A 23156-nucleotide genomic window follows, 5' to 3' on the forward strand; every position below is an offset into this window, starting at 1 on the left:
AATTATTTTTTTGATTTTTTATTTCTTCTTCCCCAGAAAATGATAAATCCGGTAACAGGTAAGGCCGCTGCAAGCAGACTCAATACAAAAGCTATTATTTTTCCGGCCAGACCAAAAAACTGCCCGGTGTGTAATCCGTAATTCATTTCCTGCAGTTGCATTCCCGGACTTTTATTCTCGTATAAATCAGTGTTTAGCAGCTGTCCGGTTTTAGGATGGAAATACAAATTAGACTGATGGTCAAAATCTAAGGCATCGGGATAAGAGCCGGTTACGATGGCATCTTTTTCGCCCTGATACCATACAAAAAACATCTCGTCGTCAGGTTTGGTTTTAAAGGCTTGTGATAGTGCAAGATCCATCGGATTGGCTTTTGAGTTGGACACTAATGTAGAATCAATTACTGGCGTAAAATCGTCTTTAGGATATTCTTGTCCAAGATTTCCAACAAAGTACATCGTTTTGTGCATCCATTCATAAGAGAATGTCAGTCCAGTCAGGGCAATAATGAGCACAAAGAGCGAAATATAGAATCCGGTGACATTGTGCCAGTCGTAATTCACCCGTCGCCATTTGGCATCCCATTTGATTTTGATCCTATTTTTTAAATCCCTGCGTTTTTTAGGCCACCATAAAATGATTCCTGAAATAAGCATTAGGATAAAGATAATCGTAGAAATTCCAACAACTTGCTTTCCAATTTCAGGAGGCAGCCAAAGGTGCATATGCAGGTCTTCAATGATGACAAAAAAATCATCTTCAATACTTTCCTGCTTTAAAAAATCTCCAGAATAAGGATTGAAATATAAATTATAGGGTTTATCGTCTATCGTTGAATAAACAATGGCTGGTCTGTCTTTTCCATGAAAAACAACCATATCTGCTGTGGCTTTTGGAAATAATTCCTTGGCCTTAGATTGCAGTTCTGAAGCCAAAATATAAGATTTATTTTCAACGCTTACTTTGCGATATTCTCGGGTAAGATCCTTGATTTCGTCGTGAAAGCAGAAAATAGAGCCCGTAATACTGACTATAAACACAATAAGCCCGGAGGTTAGTCCGAGCCATTTGTGTAAGAATCTTATATTTTTTTTAAAACTCATTTAGAATTTATACGATACGCTTCCCATGAAAGTTCTTGGAGACTGTACGTTGATTGTGGTATAACCGTTAAAATACAATTCGTCAGTCAGGTTATTTACTTTTAGAGAAAGTCTGTATTTTGGTTGGTCATAATACAATGCCGCATTAATCACTGCATATGATGGCAAAGAAAATGTCTGTACATCGGCATTATTTCCTGAACCGTTAGGGTTTCTGTTATAAATAAAAGTCTTGTCAGCATAATTACCTCCAAAACCAAAACCTAATCCTTTCAATTTTGTAGTCTGTAAGCTATAACTAATCCAATAGTTAATCATGTTTTCCGGACCTGCTGTTTCTGGTCTTAGACCGTTTACATCGGCTGAAGCATTGTTGATTTTGCTGTTATTGAATGCATAACCAATAATAAAGTTTAATCCTGGAATAGGATTGGCTGTAACTTCAGCCTCAAAACCTTTACTGGTCTGGTTTCCGTCCTGTACACTTGTATTGGCTAATTGTCCAGCTCTCAGGATGTCTTTAACTTCAATATTATAATAGCTGAAAGTTGCGCTTAATTTGTTCTGAAACGTATTGATTTTTACTCCGGCTTCAAACTGATTTGCCTGTTCCGGATCAAAAGCCTTCAATTGTGGCGTTCCATTGACATCAGCCAATTGGTAACCGATATTTTTAAAACTGTTCTGATAGTTTCCAAAAACAGAAATCTGATCTTTTATGACTTGGTATACTGCACCGAATTTTGGCGATAATGCATTTTGAGAAAAGGCACCGGAAGTTGTATTTGCAGCCGGGTCAAAATTACCATCGTTGTTATAGTGGTCAAAACGTAATGCTGCTGAAAGGATTAACCTGTCTGTCACGTTGATTACATCAGAAATATAAGCACTATAAGTAGTTAGCGAATTGTGAGTCTTATAATGTGTTCCTTGTGCAAATAAAGCTTCTGCAGCTTGAGGCGTGAAATTATAATAATTAGGGTTAGCACCCGCATAGTTTACCGTATCAAAATAGAAGAAAGTAGGCAAGTATCCATAACCAACTTTGCTTTCCATACGGTAAATATCACCACCTAGCAAAAATCTGTGTTTCATTCCAAAAAGGTCAAATTCCCCATTGAAGTTTTGCTGAAATTCAATGATATTGTCTCTTCCGTCAATGTTCCATACGTTTCTTGACATTTCATTATTTCCTAACAAGTAGAACCAGGTTTGTGGCCCAACAGATTGGTTTGAACTGGTACTAAAAACAGTTTGTGATTTCCAGTTGTCAGACATCTGGTAGTTTGCCTGTGCAAAGATATTGGCTGTTTTTGTATTCATCATAAATTCATCGCCTACAAATGATCTTCTCCAGTCCATTTTGATATCATTGGCACTATGAAGACCAAGACTGTTTGGCGTCTTATCAAAAGGGATGTAAATCAACGGCATAGATGAAGCATCAACATTGGATAGTTCTGCATCAATAGAAATCGAAAGTTTTTCATTTACCTGATACGAGAATGATGGTGCAAAAAAGTAGCTTCTTGTGTGCCCATAATCCTGAAAAGTGTTAGCGTTATTATAAGCCGCATTTACCCGTAACAAAGCCGTATTGTCATCATTGATTGGTGTATTGATATCTGCAGTTAATCGGTTTAACCCAAAACTTCCTGCCTGATATGAAATTTCCCCTCCAAAATTATCATAAGGCTTTTTTGTTACACGATTGATCAAGCCTCCATAAGAAGTAAGCAAACTACCAAAAAGAGTTGCAGACGGACCTTTAATACTTTCCAGTCTTTCTAAGTTAGAAGCATCTACATTGTTTGTGATTTTTCCGGCAATACCATTTCTTAATAAACTTTGCGTAATAAATCCACGGGATGAAAAGTACGAACCACCATCACCAACACGGCCTGTTGAAGCCCATAATTGGTATAAACCCGGAATGTTTTTTAAAGCTTCATCTTGATTGACAACCAATTGGTCTTTCATTAATTCTTTAGTAACCACACTGTAAACCTGTGAGTTTTCAAGATTTTTGATAGGCATTTTAGAGACATAATTACTTTCGGCTTTTGTATATCTGTTGATGTTGCCAGTAATTACGACTTCAGCCAATGTCTCATTTTTGCTGTTTAATGAGATGTTTTCCAAAGTTGTAGGTACATTTTCTGAGATAGTAAAAACTACTTCTTTAGAAGTATAACCAACAAAAGCAACCTTTAAGACATAATCTCCAGGTTTTATATTTTGTATTTCAAATTTACCATCAGGACCGGTTTGTGTTCCGAATCTTGTACCATTTACCGTAACTGTAACTGATTCAAGTGGTGTATTGTCTGTAGAAACAACCCGACCATTTAATGTTCCGTTTTGCGCAAATGAGCTAGCGCTAAATAAAACAAAGACAAGCAATGTCATTATAAGCTTATTCATTGTATGTGAGATTTGTTTGAGATTAAAATTCGATGCAAAAGTAATTCTCAAATAATAAGCAGGCAAGACTTATTTAGAACAATTAAAAATAAAAACAAAGATTTGTAGTTTATCTAAAATATAAAGAGTATAATTGTGTTTATAGTTTTTTTATTCTTTATATCCTGCATTATGTTTATCAAATGTTTTTATTTTATGAAAAAACACTTTTTTAATGTTTTGATTATGTGGGTTTAAGGTATTTCGGCGTTTTATAAAATAACTGCATTTCAACGAATTTTTATGCTTTTTGCTGGTTGTCTGCGGCGATTTTGAAAATGTTATGAGTTCTTTTGTTTCTTTGTATCCCAAACCAAAAACAACTATGAGAAAAATACTACGTATTTTTTTATTGCCCCTTGTATTTACCCAATGCAAGCATGAAATAAAGCCTGAAAAAAACAATTATTTTTCAGACGTTATTATTGATACGCTTTGGCAGGATAATTTTAGCATCAGGGCAATTCTGATTGAAAATGATAAGATATGGTATGCCGCTGATAAAGGAAAATACGGATATTACGATTTAGCCTCAAAAGAAAAATTTCAAAAAACGATTTCCAAAGATACCATCAACCCTGAATTTAGAAGTATTGCAAAAAACAGCAGCGCTATTTTTGTGATGAGCGTGGGTACTCCCGGATTACTTTATAAGGTAGCAAAAGACGGTTCTGAAACAAAATTGGTCTATAAAGACGACCACGAAAAGGCATTTTTTGACGCTATGCATTTTTGGAATGATAAGGAAGGAATAGCTGTAGGCGATCCTATAGACGGTTGTTTTTCTGTAATCATCACGAAAGATTCAGGAAATACATGGCAGAAAATACCTTGTGAAAGACTTCCAAAAATAGAGGAGGGCGAAGCTGCTTTTGCAGCAAGTAATTCTGCTCTTATGGTAAAAAACAATATGGCCTGGATTGTTTCTGGAGGAAAAAAAGCCCGTATTTTTTATACTTTAGATAAAGGAGCTTCATGGGAAGTTGCTGCAACTCCAATTATTCAAGGCGAGACGATGACTGGTATATTTTCTGCCGACTTCTATGATGAGAATATTGGATTCATTGTGGGAGGAAATTATGAAAAGCCGGAATTAAATTCAAAAAATAAAGCACTGACAATAAATGGAGGCAAAACCTGGACATTAATTGGTGAAAACACAGGGTTTGGCTATGCTTCCTGCGTGCAATTTGTGCCGGAATCGGGAGGGAAGCAACTTGTGACAGTAGGTTTTTCTGGTTTGCAGTATTCTTCAGATAATGGTGCTACATGGAAACAGTTTTCTAAAGACAAAGACTTGTATACGATTCATTTTATTGATAATCATATGGCAATTGCTGCCGGTAAAAACAAAATTATCCGTATAAGATTCAAAAAATAAGGTCCTATTTTTTAGGACCTTTATCTTTGTATTGACGTAATAATTTTCGGTTGAAATCGTCTTCTGCCTTTTTCAACTTCAATATTTTTACAGGCGATAATATGGATTTCAGGTTGCTGACCAATTTTCTCCTGTTTTGGAACAATTCGTTTTCATAATCTTCCATCTGGTTGATTAATGCCAACGCTTCCTTATCGGTCATGGAGTCAATCCCGTCTATTTTTTTATTCAAGGCACGCATTTTTTGATGCTTTAATTCAAATTGCTTATCATCATAAGCATTATAAACAGGCCAAAATTTTGCAGCTTCATCAGCGGTAAGCGAAAGTTCCGTAGTTAAAAAACCCGTTTTTAAAGACTTGATTTGTTCTCTTTTATCGTCTTGGGCGGAAGCTGTCAATCCAAAAACGAGCAAAATAAGAAATAGATTTTTCATAATTATTCTGTTAAGTAGTTCTCTAAATTAGTATTGTCAGACAAGGCGCTTTCAACAACAGCATCATCAATTTTCAGGTCAGATTCCAAAGCTTCGATATCCTGCTCATCAAGAAGATTAACAAGATCGTATTGGCTTATATTGGATTGGTAAGCCAGGTAATTTTCTAAGCTTTCCCCATCAATGGATGTATTGTTGCCAGATTTGTTTAGAAATGGAATTGCAATTCCAACAATCAGTACAGCTGCAGCAGCCACAAACCAATTGCTTCTTTTCTGGAAAATAGAGCGTACCGGTTTTTCGTCGGTGTTGATCCTGGTAAGCATCTGTTCCGAAAAATTTTCAAAATAATCTTCAGGAGTCTTAAATCCTGACTTTATTTTTGGTCCGTTTTCTAAATTAAATGAGTTCATATTCTTTTGACTTTATAAAACCAAAAAGGTTTAATGTTTGATCATATATTCTTCTACTTTCTTTACAGCATAATGATAAGAAGACTTTAAAGCGCCTACAGAAGTATCTAAAATTTCAGATAGTTCTTCATATTTTAATTCTTCAAAATAGCGCATTTTAAAAACCAACTGCTGTTTTTCGGGCAGTGTTGCAATAGCTTCTTGAAGTTTTAGTTGAATTTCATCACCTTCAAAATAATCATCCGCTTTTAGGCTTTCGATTTGTTTTTGCTGGAAATTTTCACTGGTCATGCCATTTCGTTTGGCTTTTGCATTCAAAAAGGTTATCGCTTCATTGGTAGCTATTCGATACAGCCAGGAAAACAGTTTGCTTTCTCCTTTAAAATTTTTCAAATGCTGGAATACTTTCAGAAATGTATTCTGTAACACATCGTCAGCGTCATCATGGTTTAGTACAATATTACGGATATGGTTATACAAAGGCTTCTGATAAGAAGACAGCAGTGTTTGAAACGCTTTATTCTGCGTTTTCGGATCCAAAAGATCTTTTATGAAAGCCTGTTCGTCCAGCAAAAGCGATTTCTTTATAACTAAGACTAAAGGTAAGCGAAAAGGTTTAATCTAATAGAATACTTTAAGAAAATAGAAATTACAAGGATGGCAAACCATATCATAAAAAAAGCCAGACAATAGTCCGGCTTTTTGATATTTGATAGATTTTCTATTCTATGACTTGAGCTTCTCTAACAGCAGGTTTAGCAGGAGTTGCTGCTTTTTTAGGAGTTGTTGGTGGAGTAGCCGTAGTTGTACTTGTATTAGTAGAAGTTGCACCGGTAGCAGGACTTGGAACCACTTCTGTAGCGGCTGCTTGTCCAACCGGAACATAAATTTCAGTTACCCATTTCGATGGATTTTTAACCTGAGCAGCAGAAGTTACATAAACTTCAATATAGCTTCCGGATTTATTTTCCGCCAGGTTGTTCTTTTTGATATGAGCCAACGCTTTGTCCCAAGCTTCTTTTCCGTGCGAATAGTCGCCTTTTAAAGTTGTTTTTAAGGCCTGGAAAGGTTCAAGCTTACCGCTGGTATAATCGCTTCCTTCTGCAGTGAAAATTTCCTCGCGCATTGGAAGGCATACAGAGAAGCTTGCCTTATTGTTAGGAACATCAAAAACATTGTATAAGATAAAAGGACTGCCCGTTAGCGCTATATTATTGTCTTTAAAAAAGCGGAGCATGCTTGGCAATATCAACCCTACATTTTTTTGAACTTCCGAAATTTTACAGGTCACTTTTTGCTGGAAATAATAGCCTCCTGATTTTTGAACAACACCATCTACTTGTATGGAATACGTATTGATTTCAAAAGAAATTACTTTGTCAAGCTTGGCAAGTGTACGTTCCTGCATGTTGCCAATCATTTTTTCTGCACCACCTTTTAAAACGGCATAGGCTTTATCCATGAAGCTGAGTTTTCCTTTAGAATGCCAGGTAACTTTTGTTCCGCCAACCGTATCCTTAAAAGTAAGATAGGCTTTGCCTTCGTTGCCTGAAAAAGTAACTTTTTGGACAATACTGTCGTTTTCTTTTTCAAATATGGTTTCGGTCTTTCCTTCGCCATAACTGCCTTTCCAGGTATAAAAAGCACCTTTCCCAATAGTAGTGTCGGAATAGGCAAACTGCATAGAAGGATCATCGTCTTTCCATGAACCGAAATCTTCCCAATTTTTATAATCGTTGACATAACTGAAGACAACCGATTTTTGCGCCTTAATGACTCTGCTTTGTTCGGATTCGTATTCACCTGGCTGTGTAGCCACGTAAACAGTGGTTCCGATAATGGCAAGAAGAATAAGGAGCAAGATGTATTTCAGTATTTTCATAAAATTTTTATTAGGCGCTTTTTCGTACTACAAAAGTAAGAAAATAGTTTGATATCGATTGGAAGAATATCTCGTACCAGTTCCGTTAAGAAATCATTATATTTGTTTTTTTAGTAACTAAAACTAAGCATATGAAATTAAAAACCATTGCAGGAATGTTTCTTGCATCGGCATTTCTTGTCTCTTGCGGAAAAGACAAAGAAGAACCGAAAGAAGTTGCGGCAAACACAGGCGATTTTCAATATGAAGTCGAGCAGTTTGCAGATATAAAAGTATTGCGTTATCAGGTTCCGGGTTGGGAAAAACTTACTCTTAAGGAGCAAAAACTGGTTTATTATCTGACGCAGGCTGGTATGGCGGGCCGTGATATTCATTGGGATCAAAACTACAAGCACAATCTAAAAATCAGAAAAGCCTTAGAGAATATTTATCAAAATTATAAAGGAGATAAGGCTTCAGAAGATTGGAAAAACTTCGAAATCTATCTGAAAAGAGTTTGGTTTTCAAACGGAATCCACCACCATTATTCCAGCGATAAAATCAAGCCGGCTTTTACAAAAGAGTATTTCCAGACTTTGCTTTCTGAAACAAAAACTACTCTGGCTCCAGAAGTAGTAGAAATATTGTTTAACGATCAGGATGCAAAAAAAGTAAACCTGGACGAATCTAAAGGATTGCTTGCAGGTTCTGCAGTAAACTTTTACGATAAGGGAATTACAGACAAAGAAGCTGAAGAGTATTACAAGACAAAGAAAAGTCCGGATGCTAAAAGACCATATTCTTTTGGATTGAACTCAAAATTGGTGCGTAATGCCAAAGGCCAGATTGAAGAGAAAGTATGGAAAAGCGGCGGTATGTATGGGCCAGCTATCGATAAGATTGTATATTGGTTAGAAAAAGCTCAGGGTGTTGCTGAAAATAAAAAACAAGGTGATGCGATTGGCTTGTTGATTAAATATTATAAAACCGGAGATTTAAAAACATGGGATGATTATAACATTGCGTGGACAGAAGCTACGGAAGGAAATATCGACTATATCAATGGATTTATTGAAGTATATAACGATCCGTTAGGATACAGAGGATCTTACGAATCGGTTGTGCAAATCAAAGACTTCGATATGTCTAAAAAAATGGAAGTAATTTCTTCTAATGCACAATGGTTTGAAGACAATTCGTCTTTGATGCCGGAACATAAAAAGAAAAATGTTGTAGGTGTATCTTACAAGGTGGTTGTTGTAGCTGGAGAATCTGGTGATTCTTCACCTAGCACTCCAATTGGCGTCAATCTTCCAAATGCGGACTGGATTCGTGCTGAACATGGTTCAAAATCAGTTTCATTAGGAAATATCGTAGATGCTTATAACCATGCTGGAGGTTCTGACCGTTTGAAAGAGTTTGCAAACGACAAGGAAGAAATCGAATTGGAAGAGAAATATGGTGAAGTAGCAGACAAATTGCATACAGCATTGCATGAAGTAGTAGGGCATGCATCAGGACAAATCAATCCGGGTGTTGGAACGCCAAAAGAAACTTTAAAGAGTTATGCTTCAACTTTAGAAGAAGGAAGGGCTGACTTGGTTGGATTGTATTACCTGTATAGCCCAAAATTACAAGAATTAGGCTTGGTAGACGATTGGAAAAAAGTAGGTATGGCAGCTTATGACGGTTATATCAGAAACGGATTAATGACACAGTTGATTCGTTTGGAGCCGGGAGCTAATATCGAAGAAGCGCACATGAGAAACCGCCAGTGGGTGAGTGCCTGGGTTTTTGAAAAAGGTAAAAAAGATAATGTAATCGAGAAGATTACCCGTGATGGTAAAACGTATTTTAATATTACAAACTACGAAAAACTTCACGAACTTTTTGGACAGCTTTTGAGAGAAACGCAACGCATTAAATCAGAAGGTGATTTTGCAGCTGGAAAAGCTTTGGTAGAAAACTATGGTGTAAAAGTAGACCAGAAAATACATAAAGAAGTTTTGGAGAGAAACAAGAAATTCAAATCAGCACCTTATAGCGGATTTGTAAATCCGGTTTTGGTTCCTAAAACAGATGACAAAGGAGAAATTACTTCTTTTGAAATCCAACAGCCTAAAACATTTGCAGAGCAGATGCTTTATTATTCTAAAACATATGGTTTCCTTCCTGAAGAAAACTAACAGGTTTTAAAGCATAAAAATCAGCCCCAAATAGGATCTAACTATTTGGGGCTTTTTTATTTAGTTTTTTTTGAAAACATTTTTGTTTATATTTGAATATCTCCCACGCCAAAATAAGTATTTAAAAGCCAACAAAATGAAACAGCTTAAACGCACGCCTTATTTTCTCGTGTCCGGAATATTCCTGTTCCTAAGTTGCCAGACCGAAGAAATTCCTGTTATAGAAGACAGGGAGAAACAAACCAGACAGGTAACAAAAGTGTCTTTTTCCACTTTCAAAAAACAAACCGGGTTAATCGACTTCCAACCCACTTTAAGACTCCCGCAAAACAAAAATGGCCCAATTGCTCAACGTAATAGTAAGGGTTATACACTTGCTGATTTTAGTATTGACACCAAAGAAATTACGCAAACCGTAGCAGGAGAAAAAACATCCTATGTTTTTCCTATAACCCCCATAAAAGGAGAAATAGAAAATAGCAGATTCTATCTTGTTGTCTATAACAAAGAAGGAAAATGGCTGGAAATGATTATACAGTCTGATTATTCCGTCGACAAAGATGGTGACCCTTTGCAAACTGGTTTTAAAGAAATCTATGCCAGTAGTGCCAGAGGACTGGGTTGCACCATTATCTATTCATGGGTACTCAAATGCAACGGTAGGGGCGAATGTGCCGGAGGTGTGTGCGATAAATGTTCTATTTGCCTCAGAGGATTTGCAGATAGACTTTGCCCGCCAATCAATAAACAAGATTATTATGATGGTGGATTTACCAAACCCGGCGGAGGTGGGGGCGGAGGATCTAGCAATCCTAATCCAAACCCAAACCCCGAAGTAATTATTGAAATGCCATTACTGCCTCATCCCAGAGATAATGAGCCCTGCAAAGAGCTTAATAAAATGATTGAGAACACGAAAATCAAAGACTCATATGTTGGTATAAACGGATTAAAGTCAAAGGTTAACGAGAATATAGAATACGGTTTTGCTTTCAAACGGACTCCGGGATATGATGATGTAGAACCAATACCACCAGATTATTATAGACCAAACGTACTTAATATGGATGCTTTTGTAGGAGGTAAATACTTTGGAGCGAACCATATCCATTCTAATCCTGTTAATACAGAAACATTCCCTATGTTTCCTGCTCCTGATCTTCTTTTTCTGTTTAAGGTAGCAGCACTGTATAACTGGGATGGGTTAACACCTCGTTCTCGAAACTATGCTCTTTTTGTGTTGACCCTGACAACACCTGATGGTACATATGCAATAAAAATAAAAAACTATCTCAAGCTTGCGGTTGTCATGGGTGACTCTAGCAAATATATTAAGATGAAAAGAAAAATTGAAAACAGATTCAAGGATGCTGGAAAATTAAATACTGATAAACTAATAAAGGCATTGTTAGTAACAATGAATGAATTTGATGTAGGTGTAGGACTATATGAAGCGGAAGCTGATTTTAGCAATTGGAAAGAACTTACGTTATCTAATCCTAATGATATATTGAGTGAAATTAAAAAGACACCATGCAATTAGTCAATTAAATACAAAAAGATGAAACATGTTTTAACAATTATTATTCTATTGTGCTTAAAGGTATATTGTAAAGCACAAACGCCAGTAATTCCATTAAATGGAGGATCCAGCTACGGGGCAATTAGTGGGGCATATTATAAAGATACTGAGGATTTTTTTTGGCAGTTTGAGGGAACCTGGGTTTATTCTAATAATGGGACAATCTTAAAAATTGTTTTAAAAAACAAAGACATGTTTTACGAAGATGGAATCGGAATAAATTTTTATACAGACTACATTATTGGCGAATATCAATATATAAAAGACGGTATCGAAATACTAAATACGCTCCATAACTTAAACATTAATCACGAAGAGATAAGTCAATACAACATTACTGGAAACACCCAAATTCGAGGAACATTAGTGCCTGCCGCTTGCCCGGAGTGCCAGCATGGAGAAAAGAGACTACTGACTTATTATACAGAACCTGGAGCAAGAAATGTAGTAGGTCTTGATACCGAAATGGTTTTTCGCAGGTTTACAGAAAATGGCGTTACCAAACTAAAGATTTGGTTTTATAGGGTTTCAGGGTCATATAGAGTTACATGGGACGGGCAACCAACAGATATTGAAACGCATCTTTTACCTTATGGAGAATATGTGCTGACAAAGCAGTAAAAACTATAATTAAGACGCTATGAAAAGAATAATCCAAACAAGCATACTATTATTTACTATTATAGTTTGTAAGGCGCAAAGCCCAATAATTCCATTAAATAATAGTGGCTATGGGGATGTAACAGGAGGATATTATAAAGATACCGAGAATTTTTTGGACCAATTTGAGGGAACGTGGCTCTATTCAAGCAATGGGACAATCTTAAAAATTATTTTAAAGAAAAAAGAAATGTTTTATGTAAATGGGGGTCCACTAAATTTTTATACAGATTATATTGTGGGCGAATATCAATATATCAAAAACAATTTAGAAGTGCAGAATACTTTGGACAACATTAATATGAATTATCAAGAGATATCTTATTATAATATTTATGGAAATATACAAAAACGTGGAATTAAATTTCCAGCTTCTTGTCCTGAATGTCAACCGGGTGAATTAAGGTTAATGACATTTTACACAGAACCTAGCAGAAGAGATGTTGAGGGGCTTGATTCCGAAATGGTCTTTCGCAGATTTACAGAAAATGGTGTTACCAAACTAAAGATTTGGTTTTATGGAGTTTCAGGTTCATATGGCTTTACAAGGGATGGGCAACCAACAGATATTGTATCTTATCTTTTACCTTATGGAGAATATGTGCTTACAAAACAGTTGTGAAAAATAATAAATACGGCATGAAAAGAACAATTCAATTCGATAACATTCAAAATTTAGCAACTAAAAAATTATACACCACATGAAAAAAAAATATCTTATAATAGCCTTGTTATCTCTACAATCCCTGCATTGCCAAATTCCTTTAGGATTGGGTACTTCTAGTTCGGAAACATTATCTTCTAATTGGAAATATAAACTAACATCATTTTCTTATGACAACGAAATTGCTAATTTAAAAGGGGAATCTTTTGTCAGTTATAACAATTTCAAGTCGGGAGAAATATATAAAATCAATCGTTCATTTGACTTATGGGAAGGTGAGCCTCTTTTTGTAGCAATAAGCAATGACGGAAGAAAAATCATTTATATTAAAGATAGGGCTTATTACGGTGGTGAGGAGCATAAAAATGTGACTGTATATCTTGATGGTAAGCTCACAAAAGCTTATACGACCGAAGAATTTATTAACTGTGATCGTCAAAGAGAAAAATGTGAAATGTTTTCTGAAAATAGAGATCAATTGTTTAAACCTTCTGGAGGAACTTTTTTGGAATACAAGGACAGAGTCACAGATCAGAATAAATTTCTCATTAAGAATTATGTATTTAACAAAAATGATACAATCTATATTACAGATGCTAGAAAAAAGGTCACTCTGTTTGATTTGAATAACATAAGTATTATCCAATCAAAAATAGATTTTGATTCTCTCTATCCAAAAATTAAAAATATTCAGGCAATACAAAGTCGTATATCTTATTATGAATATCCCTTTAAATATGTTAGTGATATAGAAAATATTCAGAATAATGAAAAACTATCTCAGGCAATAAGTGTACTGTCTAATTTGAAATTTATATCATCCAATTCTCAGGAGTATTATAAATTTAGATTACATAAAATAGAATTAACAGGCTATATGAATCGCAACGGAAAGTTTGAGATAGACAGTATTTCTGCAGATCTGATTTTTGACCAACAAAAGATTATAAATTATATTGATAATACGACATTTAAGACAGATTTCATTCCTGCTGGACTTGATAAAATTTATGTTAGAACTTTTTTTGGTGGTTATAGAAGTTTTGATGAAAAAATTGCAGAGAAAGAAACTATAAGGATAAAGGAAAAAGAGGAGGAAGAATACAAAAAACGCCTTACGTTAGATAAAATAGATAACTTTTATATTCCAAAAAATTTATATGAATGTAATACTGAATTGGATAAAATTTTAGATTTAGAAAGCAAAAATATGCTTGCCGAAACTGAAGAAAGAGAGTCAATTCAACATCATTTTGGATTAGGCATGTGGATCAGAAATAATTGGGGACTCCATGGAGGCTCCCGATTACTTAAATATTTTCACGACCGGAGTACTAAAAAAAAGAGGTTCAATAGCAGCGAAACTATATCCGATATTATTATAGAGCAATATATTAAATGGCTGAAAGGCGACAAAACGGCTTGGGAAAAATGGGAAAAGCAAAATCCTGTTAAACGAAATAAAAGCCAATAGTAAACCTAATAAAGGCAAAAGAATTTTGCTGATAAAACAGCCGTATAAATCTGAAATAAAAAGAATGGGTTTAGTGTTTCAAATAAACCTTTATAACAAAAAGCAATCCGATAAAAGCTAAAAAGCCTAATAAAACCAGATAACTTCTTTTGTAAAATATCTTGTGCAGTTTCAAATCTTTTCGGTAGGCATAAATCATTGCTACAATAAATGCAATAACAAAAAAGCCGGCAAAAGTCCATTGACCTTGAGTAAACATAGTGGATAAGTTTTTATGCAAAAGTAATTATTTGTATCCAAAAGTCAGTATTTTGCAGTATCATTTAATTTTTGAAAATCATGCAGAAACAACTCAATGCAGTAAAAGAATTCCACCAGGCATTTGGCCTTGGCGTAAGCGAAACTCCAAAAGGAGATTTAGGCGAAAGCAAAAATATGCTTCGTTATAATTTGATGAAAGAAGAAAACGAGGAATATCTTGAAGCCGTTCAGAATGATGATAAAATTGAAATTGCAGATGCTTTAGGCGATATGCTTTATATTTTATGCGGAACTATTATCGAGCACGGATTACAGCATAAAATTGAAGAAGTTTTTGATGAAATCCAACGCAGCAATATGAGCAAACTAGGAGAGGACGGAAAGCCAATCTATCGAGAAGATGGAAAAGTGATGAAAGGGCCAAATTATTTTAAGCCTGATTTCTCCCTGATATTGAAATAAAAAAAATCCCGAAATAGTTTCGGGATTTTTTTATGAAATTATCTAAAAACGAGGAAGTACAGACCAACCCAAACCGAGATAAAAAACAATCCGGGATAAACAACTGCACTGATATTCTGTTTTAGTTTTTTCGTTAGGGCTAAATATATAATATAAGCAATAAACGCAATTAAAAGCCCGATGGTCATAAATGGATAAAGCATATTCTTATATTTTTAAAAGTTTCTAAATCTTAACTGTCCAGCCAAAAGGATCTTCAGCCAGCTTGTATTGAATGTTTGTCAGTTTTTCTTTTAGTTGCAAAGCAATAGAGTTCTCTACTTTTGGAAGCTCAAAATATTCACCTTTATACGAAAACCCAACAATCGGATTCACTACAGCTGCAGTTCCTGCTCCAAAAATTTCTTTTAAGGTCCCATTTTTGGCTGCTTCAACAAGTTCCCAAACCAAAACGGAACGTACCTGCATGTCAATACCTTCTTTTTCAGCAAGAGTAATAAGACTTTTTCTGGTTACGCCGTCTAATATCCTTTCGCTTGCCGGTGCTGTAAACAAAGTATCGTTGATTCGGAAAAAAACGTTCATGGTGCCCGCTTCTTCCAATTTTGTATGCGTTGCATCGTCTGTCCAGATAATCTGCTGGAAACCGTCTTTATTTGCCAATTGTGTTGGATAGAACTGTGCAGAATAGTTTCCGGCTGCTTTCGCTGCGCCAATACCGCCATTGGCAGCACGGCTATAATGTTCAGCAATAATTACTTTAACTTCTCCTGAATAATACGATTTTGCAGGAGAAAGGATAATCATAAAACGATATTGTGATGATGGAGCAGCTACAACACCTGTACCTGTTGCAATCATAAATGGACGGATGTAAAGCGTATTGCCTTTTCCTTTTTTAACCCAGTCCTTTTCTATTCTTAATATTTCATGGAGACCACCTAAAAATACTTCTTCAGGAACTTCAGGCATGGCCATTCTTACCGCCGATTTATTGAATCGGTCAAAATTTTCATCAGGTCTAAAAAGCCAGATAGCATCACTATCGTCTTTGTAAGCTTTCATACCTTCAAATATAGCTTGTCCATAGTGGAATACTTTTGCAGAAGGATCAAGAAGGAAAGGCTCATAAGGCTTGATGACAGGCTTTTGCCATTTTCCATCCTTGAAATCGCAAACCAGCATATGGTCAGTAAAGATGTTTCCGAAGACAAGATTTTCAAAATCAACATCATTAATTTTGCTTGATGATGCCCTAATAATGTCAATTTCGGGATTATTTTTTAAATTCATTGGTTGAGGTTGGTTTAGGTTTTAAACAATTGAAAATCAGTTGTGATGCATTATGGTTTGATGCCGATTTTCAATAACTTTTATCAATGCTAAATTAATAAAAAATGGAAAGTTTTTGGATAAAAAGGGAATTATATTGCCATAGGTTGTTGCTTTTTCTAAATTGATCGCCGATGGTTCAAAATCTTGTATAATTAGCAATGAAACATAAAATTTATTAATCAGGAGGGCGCTACTTTTGATGAAACTCTCTATTTTTGTAACGAATTAAAAAAAAACAATACCAATCATGAAAAATATATTTGTTTTGGCTTGTTCGCTGGCAATTTTTGCAAGCTGTGCCGATAAAAATAAAGAAACAGAAAAAACAGAAAAAACAGAAGAAACTATTGAAGCTCCAGCAGATAGTCTGCCTAAGACAGATTCAGTTGCCGTAGCGCCTGTTGAAGCAACACAAACTGCGGAAGTTGAAACTAAAGTTGCTGCTAAACCAGAAGAAATAATTGAAGTAACTCCAACTAAAGAAGTAAAAGTAGAGTACGCGTCATTTGGAAGTAAGATTTTAGCTGATAAGGCTTTGAGCAAAGAACAGATGTTCCAGAAGTACAAGTCTATGAAAAAAGGAGACACGATAGCGGTGAAATTCAAATCAAAAATAAACTCTGTCTGCAAGAAAAAAGGATGCTGGATGAAAATGGAATTGCCAGGCCAGGCAGAATCTTTTATACGTTTTAAAGATTATGGATTCTTTGTTCCGTTAAATGCAGACAACCAGGAAGCCATCGTAAGCGGAAGAGCTTTTGTTGACGAAATTTCTGTTGCCGAGTTAAAGCACTACGCAAAAGATGGTGGAAAATCACAAGAAGAAATAGATAAAATTACTCAGCCTAAAATTACCTATGCTTTCCAGGCTGACGGAGTTTTAATCAGCAAATAATGAAGAAATACCTTTTGTTTTTTGGAATTATTATAGCCTTTTCAAGCTGTAATAAGAAAGAAGAAGTACCGTCCGTTGTTAAAAAAGAAGTTCCTGAAAAAACTACAGGAGCAAAAGAGTTTGAGATGTATGAGATGTCTGAAATGGCAGCTCTTATGGAACAAATGTATGTGGATAATCAGCGTTTGAAAGAACGTATTAAAAATGGTGATACCATTGGCAAGTTTCCATCTCATTTTTTAGAAATTCATAAAAGAGCCATGACGGATGAGGCTGAAAACGATGCTTTTTTTAAAGAACAGGCAGCCGTTTTCATCAAAGCTCAGGAGCAGATTTATGAAGATCCTAAAAATGCAAAAGCTCATTTCAACAAAGCAGTTTCAGCTTGCGTTACCTGTCATGAAGTGAAATGCAGCGGACCGATTCCAAGAATCAAAAAATTATTTATAGAATAACAAATTCATGCGGCTATAATGAAAAGAGAAATTATCCAGACTTCGGATGGTTCGACATCAATTCTGCTTCCTGAATGGAACGAAACCTACCATTCAAAACACGGAGCCATACAAGAAGCTAAGCATGTGTTCATACAAAACGGACTTTCCTTATTTCAAGGTCAGTCCGTTTCCATTTTAGAAATAGGTTTTGGCACCGGACTCAATGCCTTTATAACCTATCTGGAAGCACAAAAGCTTCAGCAAAAGATAGAATACACAGGAATTGAAGCTTATCCCGTTGCAGCCGAGGATGTGCTTAAAATGAATTATGTAGCAGAATTGGATGCAGAAAGTGAAAAAGATATTTTTTTAAAGATGCATGAATCGGAATGGAACCAAAGAGAAATACTGTCTACTGACTTTTCGTTAGAGAAGCAAAACATCAAGTTTCAGGAAATAACAGATACTAATAAATACGACTTGATTTATTTCGATGCTTTCGGATTTAGGGTACAGCCGGAATTATGGAGTTTGGAAATTTTCCAAAAGATGTATGCGGCATTAAAGCCGGAAGGTGTTTTGGTTACCTATGCTTGCCGTGGCCCTATAAAAAATGCAATGATAGGAGCTGGGTTTGTTACTGAAAAGCTGCCTGGACCGCCAGGAAAAAGGGAAATGCTGAGAGCGAGGAAGCTAGCTTGATGCTACTGTTTGCAAATCGAAAATTAAATGTTAATTAATGCAATACTTTTTGTGAATTAACGTTTTTTTAGGGAATTGAGTGTTTAATTTCTGTAAATTTACCAAACGTTCTTACAAAAGCATTAACCTCCAAATTAAATTTTGACTATGACAAGACCTATGTTTGCTTATACGAAATCTATTCTTGAAAGAGTGAGTTTCGACCCCTTGTTGTTCTGCAAAGAGCTTGAAAAAGCGATAAGATCGTTACTTCCATATGAAATTGAGCAATTAACGGAATGGCTTTTAAGCTACACAGTCGAAAAACCGGAATTGAAACAATGTCTATTAATTGTAAACAAATAAAAAAAAGGAGCCAATTGGCTCCTTTTTTATTATTCCTTTTTCTTTTAATTCTTTTTTGACAGTGGACTTATGATCTGTACGTTCTGAAAAACGATGGCTCCTTTTACAACACCGGCTATAACCTGACGCAAAGCGTCAATAATGTGTATTTTCAGCTCGCTTTTTGGAAATATAAGGCTGACTTCACGTGCTGGCTTTGGTTCCTTAAAATGGCGTAATTTCAGCTTGTCTTTTTCTTTTAAATCTAAAGTATGCAAATAGGGAAGAAGCGTAGTGCCTAATCCTTCATCTGCCAGCTTAATCAAGGTTTCAAAACTTCCGCTTTCGATCTGGAACGTTGATGATTCGGAATTGTTTACGTTTTTGCATAAATTTAAAATACCGTCTCTAAAACAATGCCCGTCTTGTAAAAGCAATAGCGAATCCACATCAATATCTTCAACTTCTATTTCTTCTTTATGGAAGCTATGGTGGCTTTCAGGGAAATAAGCTACGAAAGGCTCATAATACAAGACGATTTCTTTAATTTTTTCATCTTCCAAAGGTGTAGCGGCAATGGCAGCATCCAAATGGCCATTTTTAAGACGGGTGATAATTTCCTCCGTATTATGCTCTTCGATAATCAGTTTTATTTTTGGATATTTCTTAATGAAATTATTCAGGAACATCGGCAGAAGCGTAGGCATGATGGTTGGAATAATCCCTAATTTAAATTCACCTCCAATAAATCCTTTTTGCTGGTCAACAATATCTTGAATCCTGTCAGACTCATTGACTATGTTTTTAGCCTGAGTTACTATTTTTTGTCCTATTTCAGTAAGCTGTATCGGTTTTTTACTTCTGTCAAAGATCAAAACACCAAGTTCATCTTCGAGTTTTTGAATCTGCATACTTAGCGTAGGCTGTGTAACAAAGCATTTTTCGGCAGCAAGCGTAAAGTTTTTATTCTCGGCAACAGCCAGGACATAATATAATTGTGTGATAGTCATTGTTATAATATTTTGTGATGCAAATATAGAAAACTATAATATTTATTTATGATTTGAATTGCCTTATTTTTTGTAACTTTATAGTAGATAATTTTAAGAACCATTAAAAATAACAGAAATGAAAACGAATATTTTAGGACTGCCAATTAAAGAAACCGAAGAAATATCAAACGATTTAAACATATTGCTATCCAGCTTTCAAGTGTATTACCAAAACCTGAGAGGAATACATTGGAACATTAGAGGAAAGCGTTTTTTTGACCTTCACGTAAAGTTTGAAGAGTTGTACAACGATGCGCAGCTAAAAATCGATATGATTGCAGAAAGAGTACTTACAATTGGCGGTAGGCCATTGCATACTTTTGAAGACTATATAAAAAACAACAAGCTAAAAGTTGGGAAAAATATTTCTGTCGATGAAGAAGCCGTACATTTGATTGTTACTTCTTTGTCTGATCTTCTAAAAATTGAAAGAGAGCTGTTGGCCAAATCAGCAGATGCTAATGATGAAGGTACTAACTCGATGATGAGTGATTTTATTAAAGAACAAGAAAAAACAATCTGGATGATGAAAGCCTGGTTGGAAGAAAAAATATAAGTCAATAAGATCCTGGAAAATTAATTCCATGATTTCTATGAAAAATGCAACATCTAAGTGACTTTAGTTGTTGCATTTTTTTTGCTGTTAAAATTTGATTAAATTAATTTATCTTGTTTTTAAATAAGGATTGAAATTTCTAATTTTGCAAATATGAAACTGGCTGTGAAATTAGTGTTGTTAATGTTTATGACTTTTATTGTCACTCCTACTGTTGTAGGGCTGATAAAAGAAGATGTTGACACATCTATGGTTTACAGTATGTCAGAAGAAGAACAGCACAACCACAATAGTTGTAAAGAATTAAAAGCTGACTTCACAGTTGCAGATTATCTTACTTTCTCTCACTATACAGAAAGTTCTTCAAGCCTTATCATTTCACAGCATAGCCTGAAACATGATAATGCGGCTTCGGCCATCTTTTCTCCTCCGCCTGAACAGGTTTAATACAATTTAGGATTTTGAAAACTTCAAAATCTGAAGTCGTGTTTTTTAATGCGGCTAAAATCCTTGTATTAAATTTTTTTAGGTATGACAAAAAAAATCAATCTTTTTGCTAACCTTAAATCAGATTTTGCTTCTGGTTTAGTGGTTTTCTTGGTAGCATTGCCATTATGTTTAGGTATAGCCTTAGCTTCTGGAGCGCCACCATTATCGGGTATTATTGCTGGAATCGTTGGAGGTGTTGTTGTCGGTTTTTTAAGCCGATCACATATCAGCGTTTCTGGTCCTGCAGCCGGCCTGACTGCAATTGTACTTACAGCTATCACTGATTTAGGTGCTTTCAATATATTTCTAACTGCTGGATTAATTGCAGGTATGCTTCAATTAATATTAGGCTTTATTAAAGCAGGAAGTATTTCAAATTATTTCCCGACTAATGTTATTGAAGGTATGCTTGCCGGTATTGGAGTTATTATCATTTTAAAGCAGATTCCGCATGCTGTTGGATACGACAGCGATTTTGAAGGTGATGAAACTTTCGCAGAAAACGGTGGAAATGCTCTGGGATCTTTAATGGATTCGTTAGGACATCTGCATATTGGAGCGATCCTGATTACCTTGATATCGTTGACAATCTTGATTTCATGGGATAAAATAGCTTTCTTAAAAAGGCTGAAATTGGTTCCAGGAGCTTTAGTAGCTGTTGTAGTGGGAGTAGTACTGAATGAAGTTTTTACCGCTTCGGGCAGCGCATTGGCTATTTCTACAGAGCATTTGGTTTCTTTACCGGTTCCGCAATCTTTTGATGATTTCAAGAATATCATTGTTACTCCTGATTTTTCTGGATTTATGAACCCTAAAGTTTGGGTTGTAGGTGCCACAATTGCAATCGTAGCTTCTATTGAAACACTTTTATGTATAGAAGCATCAGACAGGATGGATTCCCAAAAACGATATACGGATACGAACGTAGAACTAAAAGCCCAAGGAATTGGAAACATGTTGAGTTCATTCATTGGAGGATTGCCTATGACTTCTGTTGTAGTAAGATCATCTGCAAACGCAAATGCAGGAGCAAAATCCAAAATGTCAGCTATAATTCATGGTGTTTTGTTGTTAATCAGCGTAGTATCGATTCCGTTTCTTTTGAACAAAATTCCTTTGGCAACATTGGCAGCCGTTCTTTTAATGGTAGGATACAAATTAGCAAAACCAACAGTAATCATGCATTTCTGGCATAAAGGGAAATATCAGTTTGTTCCTTTTATCGTAACGCTACTTGGAGTTGTTTTCCTTGATTTGTTAAAAGGTGTTGCTTTGGGTATCGCTATCAGTGTTGTCTTTATCTTGAGAGGTAACCTGAAAAGAGCTTATCGTTTTAGAAAAGAAAAATTTGAAGATGGTGATGTAATCAGAATCGACCTGGCACAAGAAGTATCCTTCCTGAATAAGGCAGCAATAAAGACGACTTTGGCTGAAATACCTGAAAATTCTAAAGTAGTAATCAATGCATCTGACACGGTTTATATTGCCCATGATGTATTGGATTTGATTCATGAGTTTGCCACTATCAGGGCAGCTGATGAAAATATTAAGGTAAAACTGAAAGGCTTTAAAAAGGCATATGAATTAAATGACATTGATGACAAGGCAAACCATGTCTTCTTTGAAAATTATGAAGAAGCCAGAGCCAGAAAGCAAGCCAAAGCTGATTATGACCGATGCATGGCATTAGTCGGAAAAGAAAAAGAAAATTAAAAAGAAACCAAAAAATGTCAGCTGAGCTGACTAAAATTTAAAAACTATTATAATACAAAAAACAATGAGCGATTTTTATAAAAAAATAATTGACGGAAACAAGAAATGGGTAGAATCTAAAATTAACCAAGACCCAAAATATTTTGAGAAACTAGCAGAAGGCCAATCACCACCTTTATTATGGATTGGATGTTCAGATAGCCGCGTTCCTGCAAACGAAGTTATTGGAGCACAGCCGGGAGAAGTGTTTGTACACAGAAACATTGCTAATATGGTAGTGCATTCAGATATGAACATGCTTAGCGTTTTGGATTATGCTGTAAACGTTTTGAAAGTAAAGCATGTTATTGTATGTGGACATTACGGATGTGGAGGCGTTAAAGCTGCTATGGGTAATGATTCTATCGGTTTGATTGATAACTGGATTCGTCATATCAAGGATGTTTACAGACACCACCATCACTATTTGGATTCAATCCTTGACGAAAAGGAGCGTTTTGATGCTTTTGTAGAATTGAACGTTAAAGAACAGGTTTATGATTTGGCTAAGACTTCAATCGTTCAGGGAGCATGGAGAAATGGACAGGATTTATGCCTTCACGGATGGGTTTACAGACTGAACTCCGGAATTGTAAAAGACCTGGAAGTAAATCTGTGCGGAAACGAAGATTTGGATCAAGTTTACCAATTGAAATTCTAAATAAAAA

Annotated in this window: 24 protein-coding genes; 15 read left to right on the forward strand and 9 right to left on the reverse strand. The window is 35.5% G+C overall.

Going from position 1 to position 23156, the window contains the following annotated elements:
* Positions 1 to 2: 2 nt before the first annotated feature.
* Together FJA49_RS12880 and FJA49_RS12885 are read right to left on the reverse strand one after the other, a co-directional pair.
* Positions 3 to 1103: a PepSY-associated TM helix domain-containing protein gene (locus tag FJA49_RS12880; RefSeq protein ID WP_140001330.1), complete on the reverse strand. Its 1101-nt coding sequence runs from the start codon at positions 1101 to 1103 to the stop codon at positions 3 to 5.
* On the reverse strand, positions 1104 to 3527 hold the full coding sequence (locus FJA49_RS12885) for a TonB-dependent receptor (RefSeq protein WP_140001331.1): 2424 nt from the start codon (positions 3525 to 3527) through the stop codon (positions 1104 to 1106).
* Positions 3528 to 3891: 364 nt separating this feature from the next.
* Here FJA49_RS12885 and FJA49_RS12890 point away from each other — a divergent pair, with 364 nt between their 5' ends.
* Positions 3892 to 4947: a WD40/YVTN/BNR-like repeat-containing protein gene (locus FJA49_RS12890; RefSeq protein ID WP_140001332.1), complete on the forward strand. Its 1056-nt coding sequence runs from the start codon at positions 3892 to 3894 to the stop codon at positions 4945 to 4947.
* Positions 4948 to 4951: 4 nt separating this feature from the next.
* Here FJA49_RS12890 and FJA49_RS12895 read toward each other — a convergent pair whose 3' ends face one another.
* From FJA49_RS12895 to FJA49_RS12910, 4 genes are all read right to left on the reverse strand, one after another.
* Positions 4952 to 5383 (reverse strand): sensor of ECF-type sigma factor, encoded by a 432-nt coding sequence (locus FJA49_RS12895; RefSeq protein WP_233590153.1) that lies wholly within the window; start codon positions 5381 to 5383, stop codon positions 4952 to 4954.
* A gap of 2 nt (positions 5384 to 5385) precedes the next feature.
* Complete coding sequence (locus FJA49_RS12900; RefSeq protein ID WP_140001334.1) at positions 5386 to 5796, reverse strand: hypothetical protein; 411 nt, start codon at positions 5794 to 5796, stop codon at positions 5386 to 5388.
* A 30-nt stretch (positions 5797 to 5826) separates the two neighbouring features.
* Positions 5827 to 6369: an RNA polymerase sigma factor gene (locus FJA49_RS12905; RefSeq protein ID WP_140001335.1), complete on the reverse strand. Its 543-nt coding sequence runs from the start codon at positions 6367 to 6369 to the stop codon at positions 5827 to 5829.
* A gap of 148 nt (positions 6370 to 6517) precedes the next feature.
* On the reverse strand, positions 6518 to 7678 hold the full coding sequence (locus FJA49_RS12910) for an SRPBCC family protein (protein ID WP_140001336.1): 1161 nt from the start codon (positions 7676 to 7678) through the stop codon (positions 6518 to 6520).
* A gap of 131 nt (positions 7679 to 7809) precedes the next feature.
* Here FJA49_RS12910 and FJA49_RS12915 point away from each other — a divergent pair, with 131 nt between their 5' ends.
* The 5 genes from FJA49_RS12915 (at position 7810) to FJA49_RS12935 (ending at position 14223) form a co-directional block, all read left to right on the forward strand.
* A complete protein-coding gene (locus tag FJA49_RS12915) occupies positions 7810 to 9843 on the forward strand; it encodes a dipeptidyl-peptidase 3 family protein (protein ID WP_140001337.1) in 2034 nt (677 codons plus the stop codon).
* A gap of 136 nt (positions 9844 to 9979) precedes the next feature.
* Positions 9980 to 11386, forward strand: a complete 1407-nt coding sequence (locus FJA49_RS12920; RefSeq protein ID WP_140001338.1) for a hypothetical protein — start codon at positions 9980 to 9982, stop codon at positions 11384 to 11386.
* An 18-nt stretch (positions 11387 to 11404) separates the two neighbouring features.
* Positions 11405 to 12046, forward strand: coding sequence for a DUF6705 family protein (locus FJA49_RS12925; protein ID WP_140001339.1), 642 nt, complete (start codon positions 11405 to 11407; stop codon positions 12044 to 12046).
* A 19-nt stretch (positions 12047 to 12065) separates the two neighbouring features.
* The gene (locus tag FJA49_RS12930; RefSeq protein WP_140001340.1) at positions 12066 to 12707 is read left to right on the forward strand and encodes a DUF6705 family protein; all 642 of its coding nucleotides are present in this window, start codon (positions 12066 to 12068) and stop codon (positions 12705 to 12707) included.
* A gap of 79 nt (positions 12708 to 12786) precedes the next feature.
* On the forward strand, positions 12787 to 14223 hold the full coding sequence (locus FJA49_RS12935) for a DUF6794 domain-containing protein (protein WP_140001341.1): 1437 nt from the start codon (positions 12787 to 12789) through the stop codon (positions 14221 to 14223).
* Positions 14224 to 14293: 70 nt separating this feature from the next.
* On the opposite strand, the gene FJA49_RS12940 is transcribed toward FJA49_RS12935, so the two are convergent.
* Positions 14294 to 14482: a hypothetical protein gene (locus FJA49_RS12940; RefSeq protein WP_056070933.1), complete on the reverse strand. Its 189-nt coding sequence runs from the start codon at positions 14480 to 14482 to the stop codon at positions 14294 to 14296.
* A gap of 80 nt (positions 14483 to 14562) precedes the next feature.
* On the opposite strand from FJA49_RS12940, the gene FJA49_RS12945 reads away from it, so the two are divergent.
* Positions 14563 to 14946 carry a pyrophosphohydrolase domain-containing protein gene (locus tag FJA49_RS12945; RefSeq protein WP_140001342.1) on the forward strand — a complete coding sequence of 128 codons (384 nt, stop codon included), beginning with the start codon at positions 14563 to 14565 and terminating at the stop codon, positions 14944 to 14946.
* A gap of 225 nt (positions 14947 to 15171) precedes the next feature.
* Here the strand turns inward: FJA49_RS12945 and FJA49_RS12950 are convergent, their stop codons facing one another.
* Entirely contained in the window at positions 15172 to 16239 is a 1068-nt protein-coding gene (locus tag FJA49_RS12950; protein WP_140001343.1) for a branched-chain amino acid aminotransferase, read from the reverse strand.
* 289 nt (positions 16240 to 16528) lie between these two features.
* On the opposite strand from FJA49_RS12950, the gene FJA49_RS12955 reads away from it, so the two are divergent.
* From FJA49_RS12955 to FJA49_RS12970, 4 genes are all read left to right on the forward strand, one after another.
* Complete coding sequence (locus tag FJA49_RS12955; protein ID WP_140001344.1) at positions 16529 to 17176, forward strand: DUF4920 domain-containing protein; 648 nt, start codon at positions 16529 to 16531, stop codon at positions 17174 to 17176.
* Positions 17176 to 17631 carry a hypothetical protein gene (locus FJA49_RS12960; RefSeq protein WP_233590155.1) on the forward strand — a complete coding sequence of 152 codons (456 nt, stop codon included), beginning with the start codon at positions 17176 to 17178 and terminating at the stop codon, positions 17629 to 17631. The genes FJA49_RS12955 and FJA49_RS12960 overlap by 1 nt, the downstream gene beginning before the upstream one ends.
* 18 nt (positions 17632 to 17649) lie before the next feature.
* Positions 17650 to 18315 carry a tRNA (5-methylaminomethyl-2-thiouridine)(34)-methyltransferase MnmD gene (gene mnmD / locus FJA49_RS12965; RefSeq protein ID WP_140001345.1) on the forward strand — a complete coding sequence of 222 codons (666 nt, stop codon included), beginning with the start codon at positions 17650 to 17652 and terminating at the stop codon, positions 18313 to 18315.
* A 147-nt stretch (positions 18316 to 18462) separates the two neighbouring features.
* Positions 18463 to 18660, forward strand: coding sequence for a hypothetical protein (locus tag FJA49_RS12970; RefSeq protein ID WP_056070947.1), 198 nt, complete (start codon positions 18463 to 18465; stop codon positions 18658 to 18660).
* Between the two features lie 44 nt (positions 18661 to 18704).
* Here the strand turns inward: FJA49_RS12970 and FJA49_RS12975 are convergent, their stop codons facing one another.
* Positions 18705 to 19649 (reverse strand): hydrogen peroxide-inducible genes activator, encoded by a 945-nt coding sequence (locus FJA49_RS12975; RefSeq protein ID WP_140001346.1) that lies wholly within the window; start codon positions 19647 to 19649, stop codon positions 18705 to 18707.
* 118 nt (positions 19650 to 19767) lie between these two features.
* On the opposite strand from FJA49_RS12975, the gene FJA49_RS12980 reads away from it, so the two are divergent.
* From FJA49_RS12980 to can, 4 genes are all read left to right on the forward strand, one after another.
* Positions 19768 to 20247, forward strand: coding sequence for a Dps family protein (locus FJA49_RS12980; protein WP_140001347.1), 480 nt, complete (start codon positions 19768 to 19770; stop codon positions 20245 to 20247).
* 153 nt (positions 20248 to 20400) lie between these two features.
* The gene (locus FJA49_RS12985; RefSeq protein ID WP_140001348.1) at positions 20401 to 20694 is read left to right on the forward strand and encodes a hypothetical protein; all 294 of its coding nucleotides are present in this window, start codon (positions 20401 to 20403) and stop codon (positions 20692 to 20694) included.
* An 84-nt stretch (positions 20695 to 20778) separates the two neighbouring features.
* Positions 20779 to 22449 (forward strand): SulP family inorganic anion transporter, encoded by a 1671-nt coding sequence (locus FJA49_RS12990; protein ID WP_140001349.1) that lies wholly within the window; start codon positions 20779 to 20781, stop codon positions 22447 to 22449.
* 64 nt (positions 22450 to 22513) lie between these two features.
* Positions 22514 to 23149 carry a carbonate dehydratase gene (gene can / locus FJA49_RS12995; RefSeq protein WP_140001350.1) on the forward strand — a complete coding sequence of 212 codons (636 nt, stop codon included), beginning with the start codon at positions 22514 to 22516 and terminating at the stop codon, positions 23147 to 23149.
* The last annotated feature ends 7 nt before the right edge of the window (positions 23150 to 23156 follow it).

It is taken from the genome of Flavobacterium microcysteis (assembly GCF_006385255.1).
Classification (GTDB): Bacteria; Bacteroidota; Bacteroidia; order Flavobacteriales; family Flavobacteriaceae; genus Flavobacterium; species Flavobacterium microcysteis.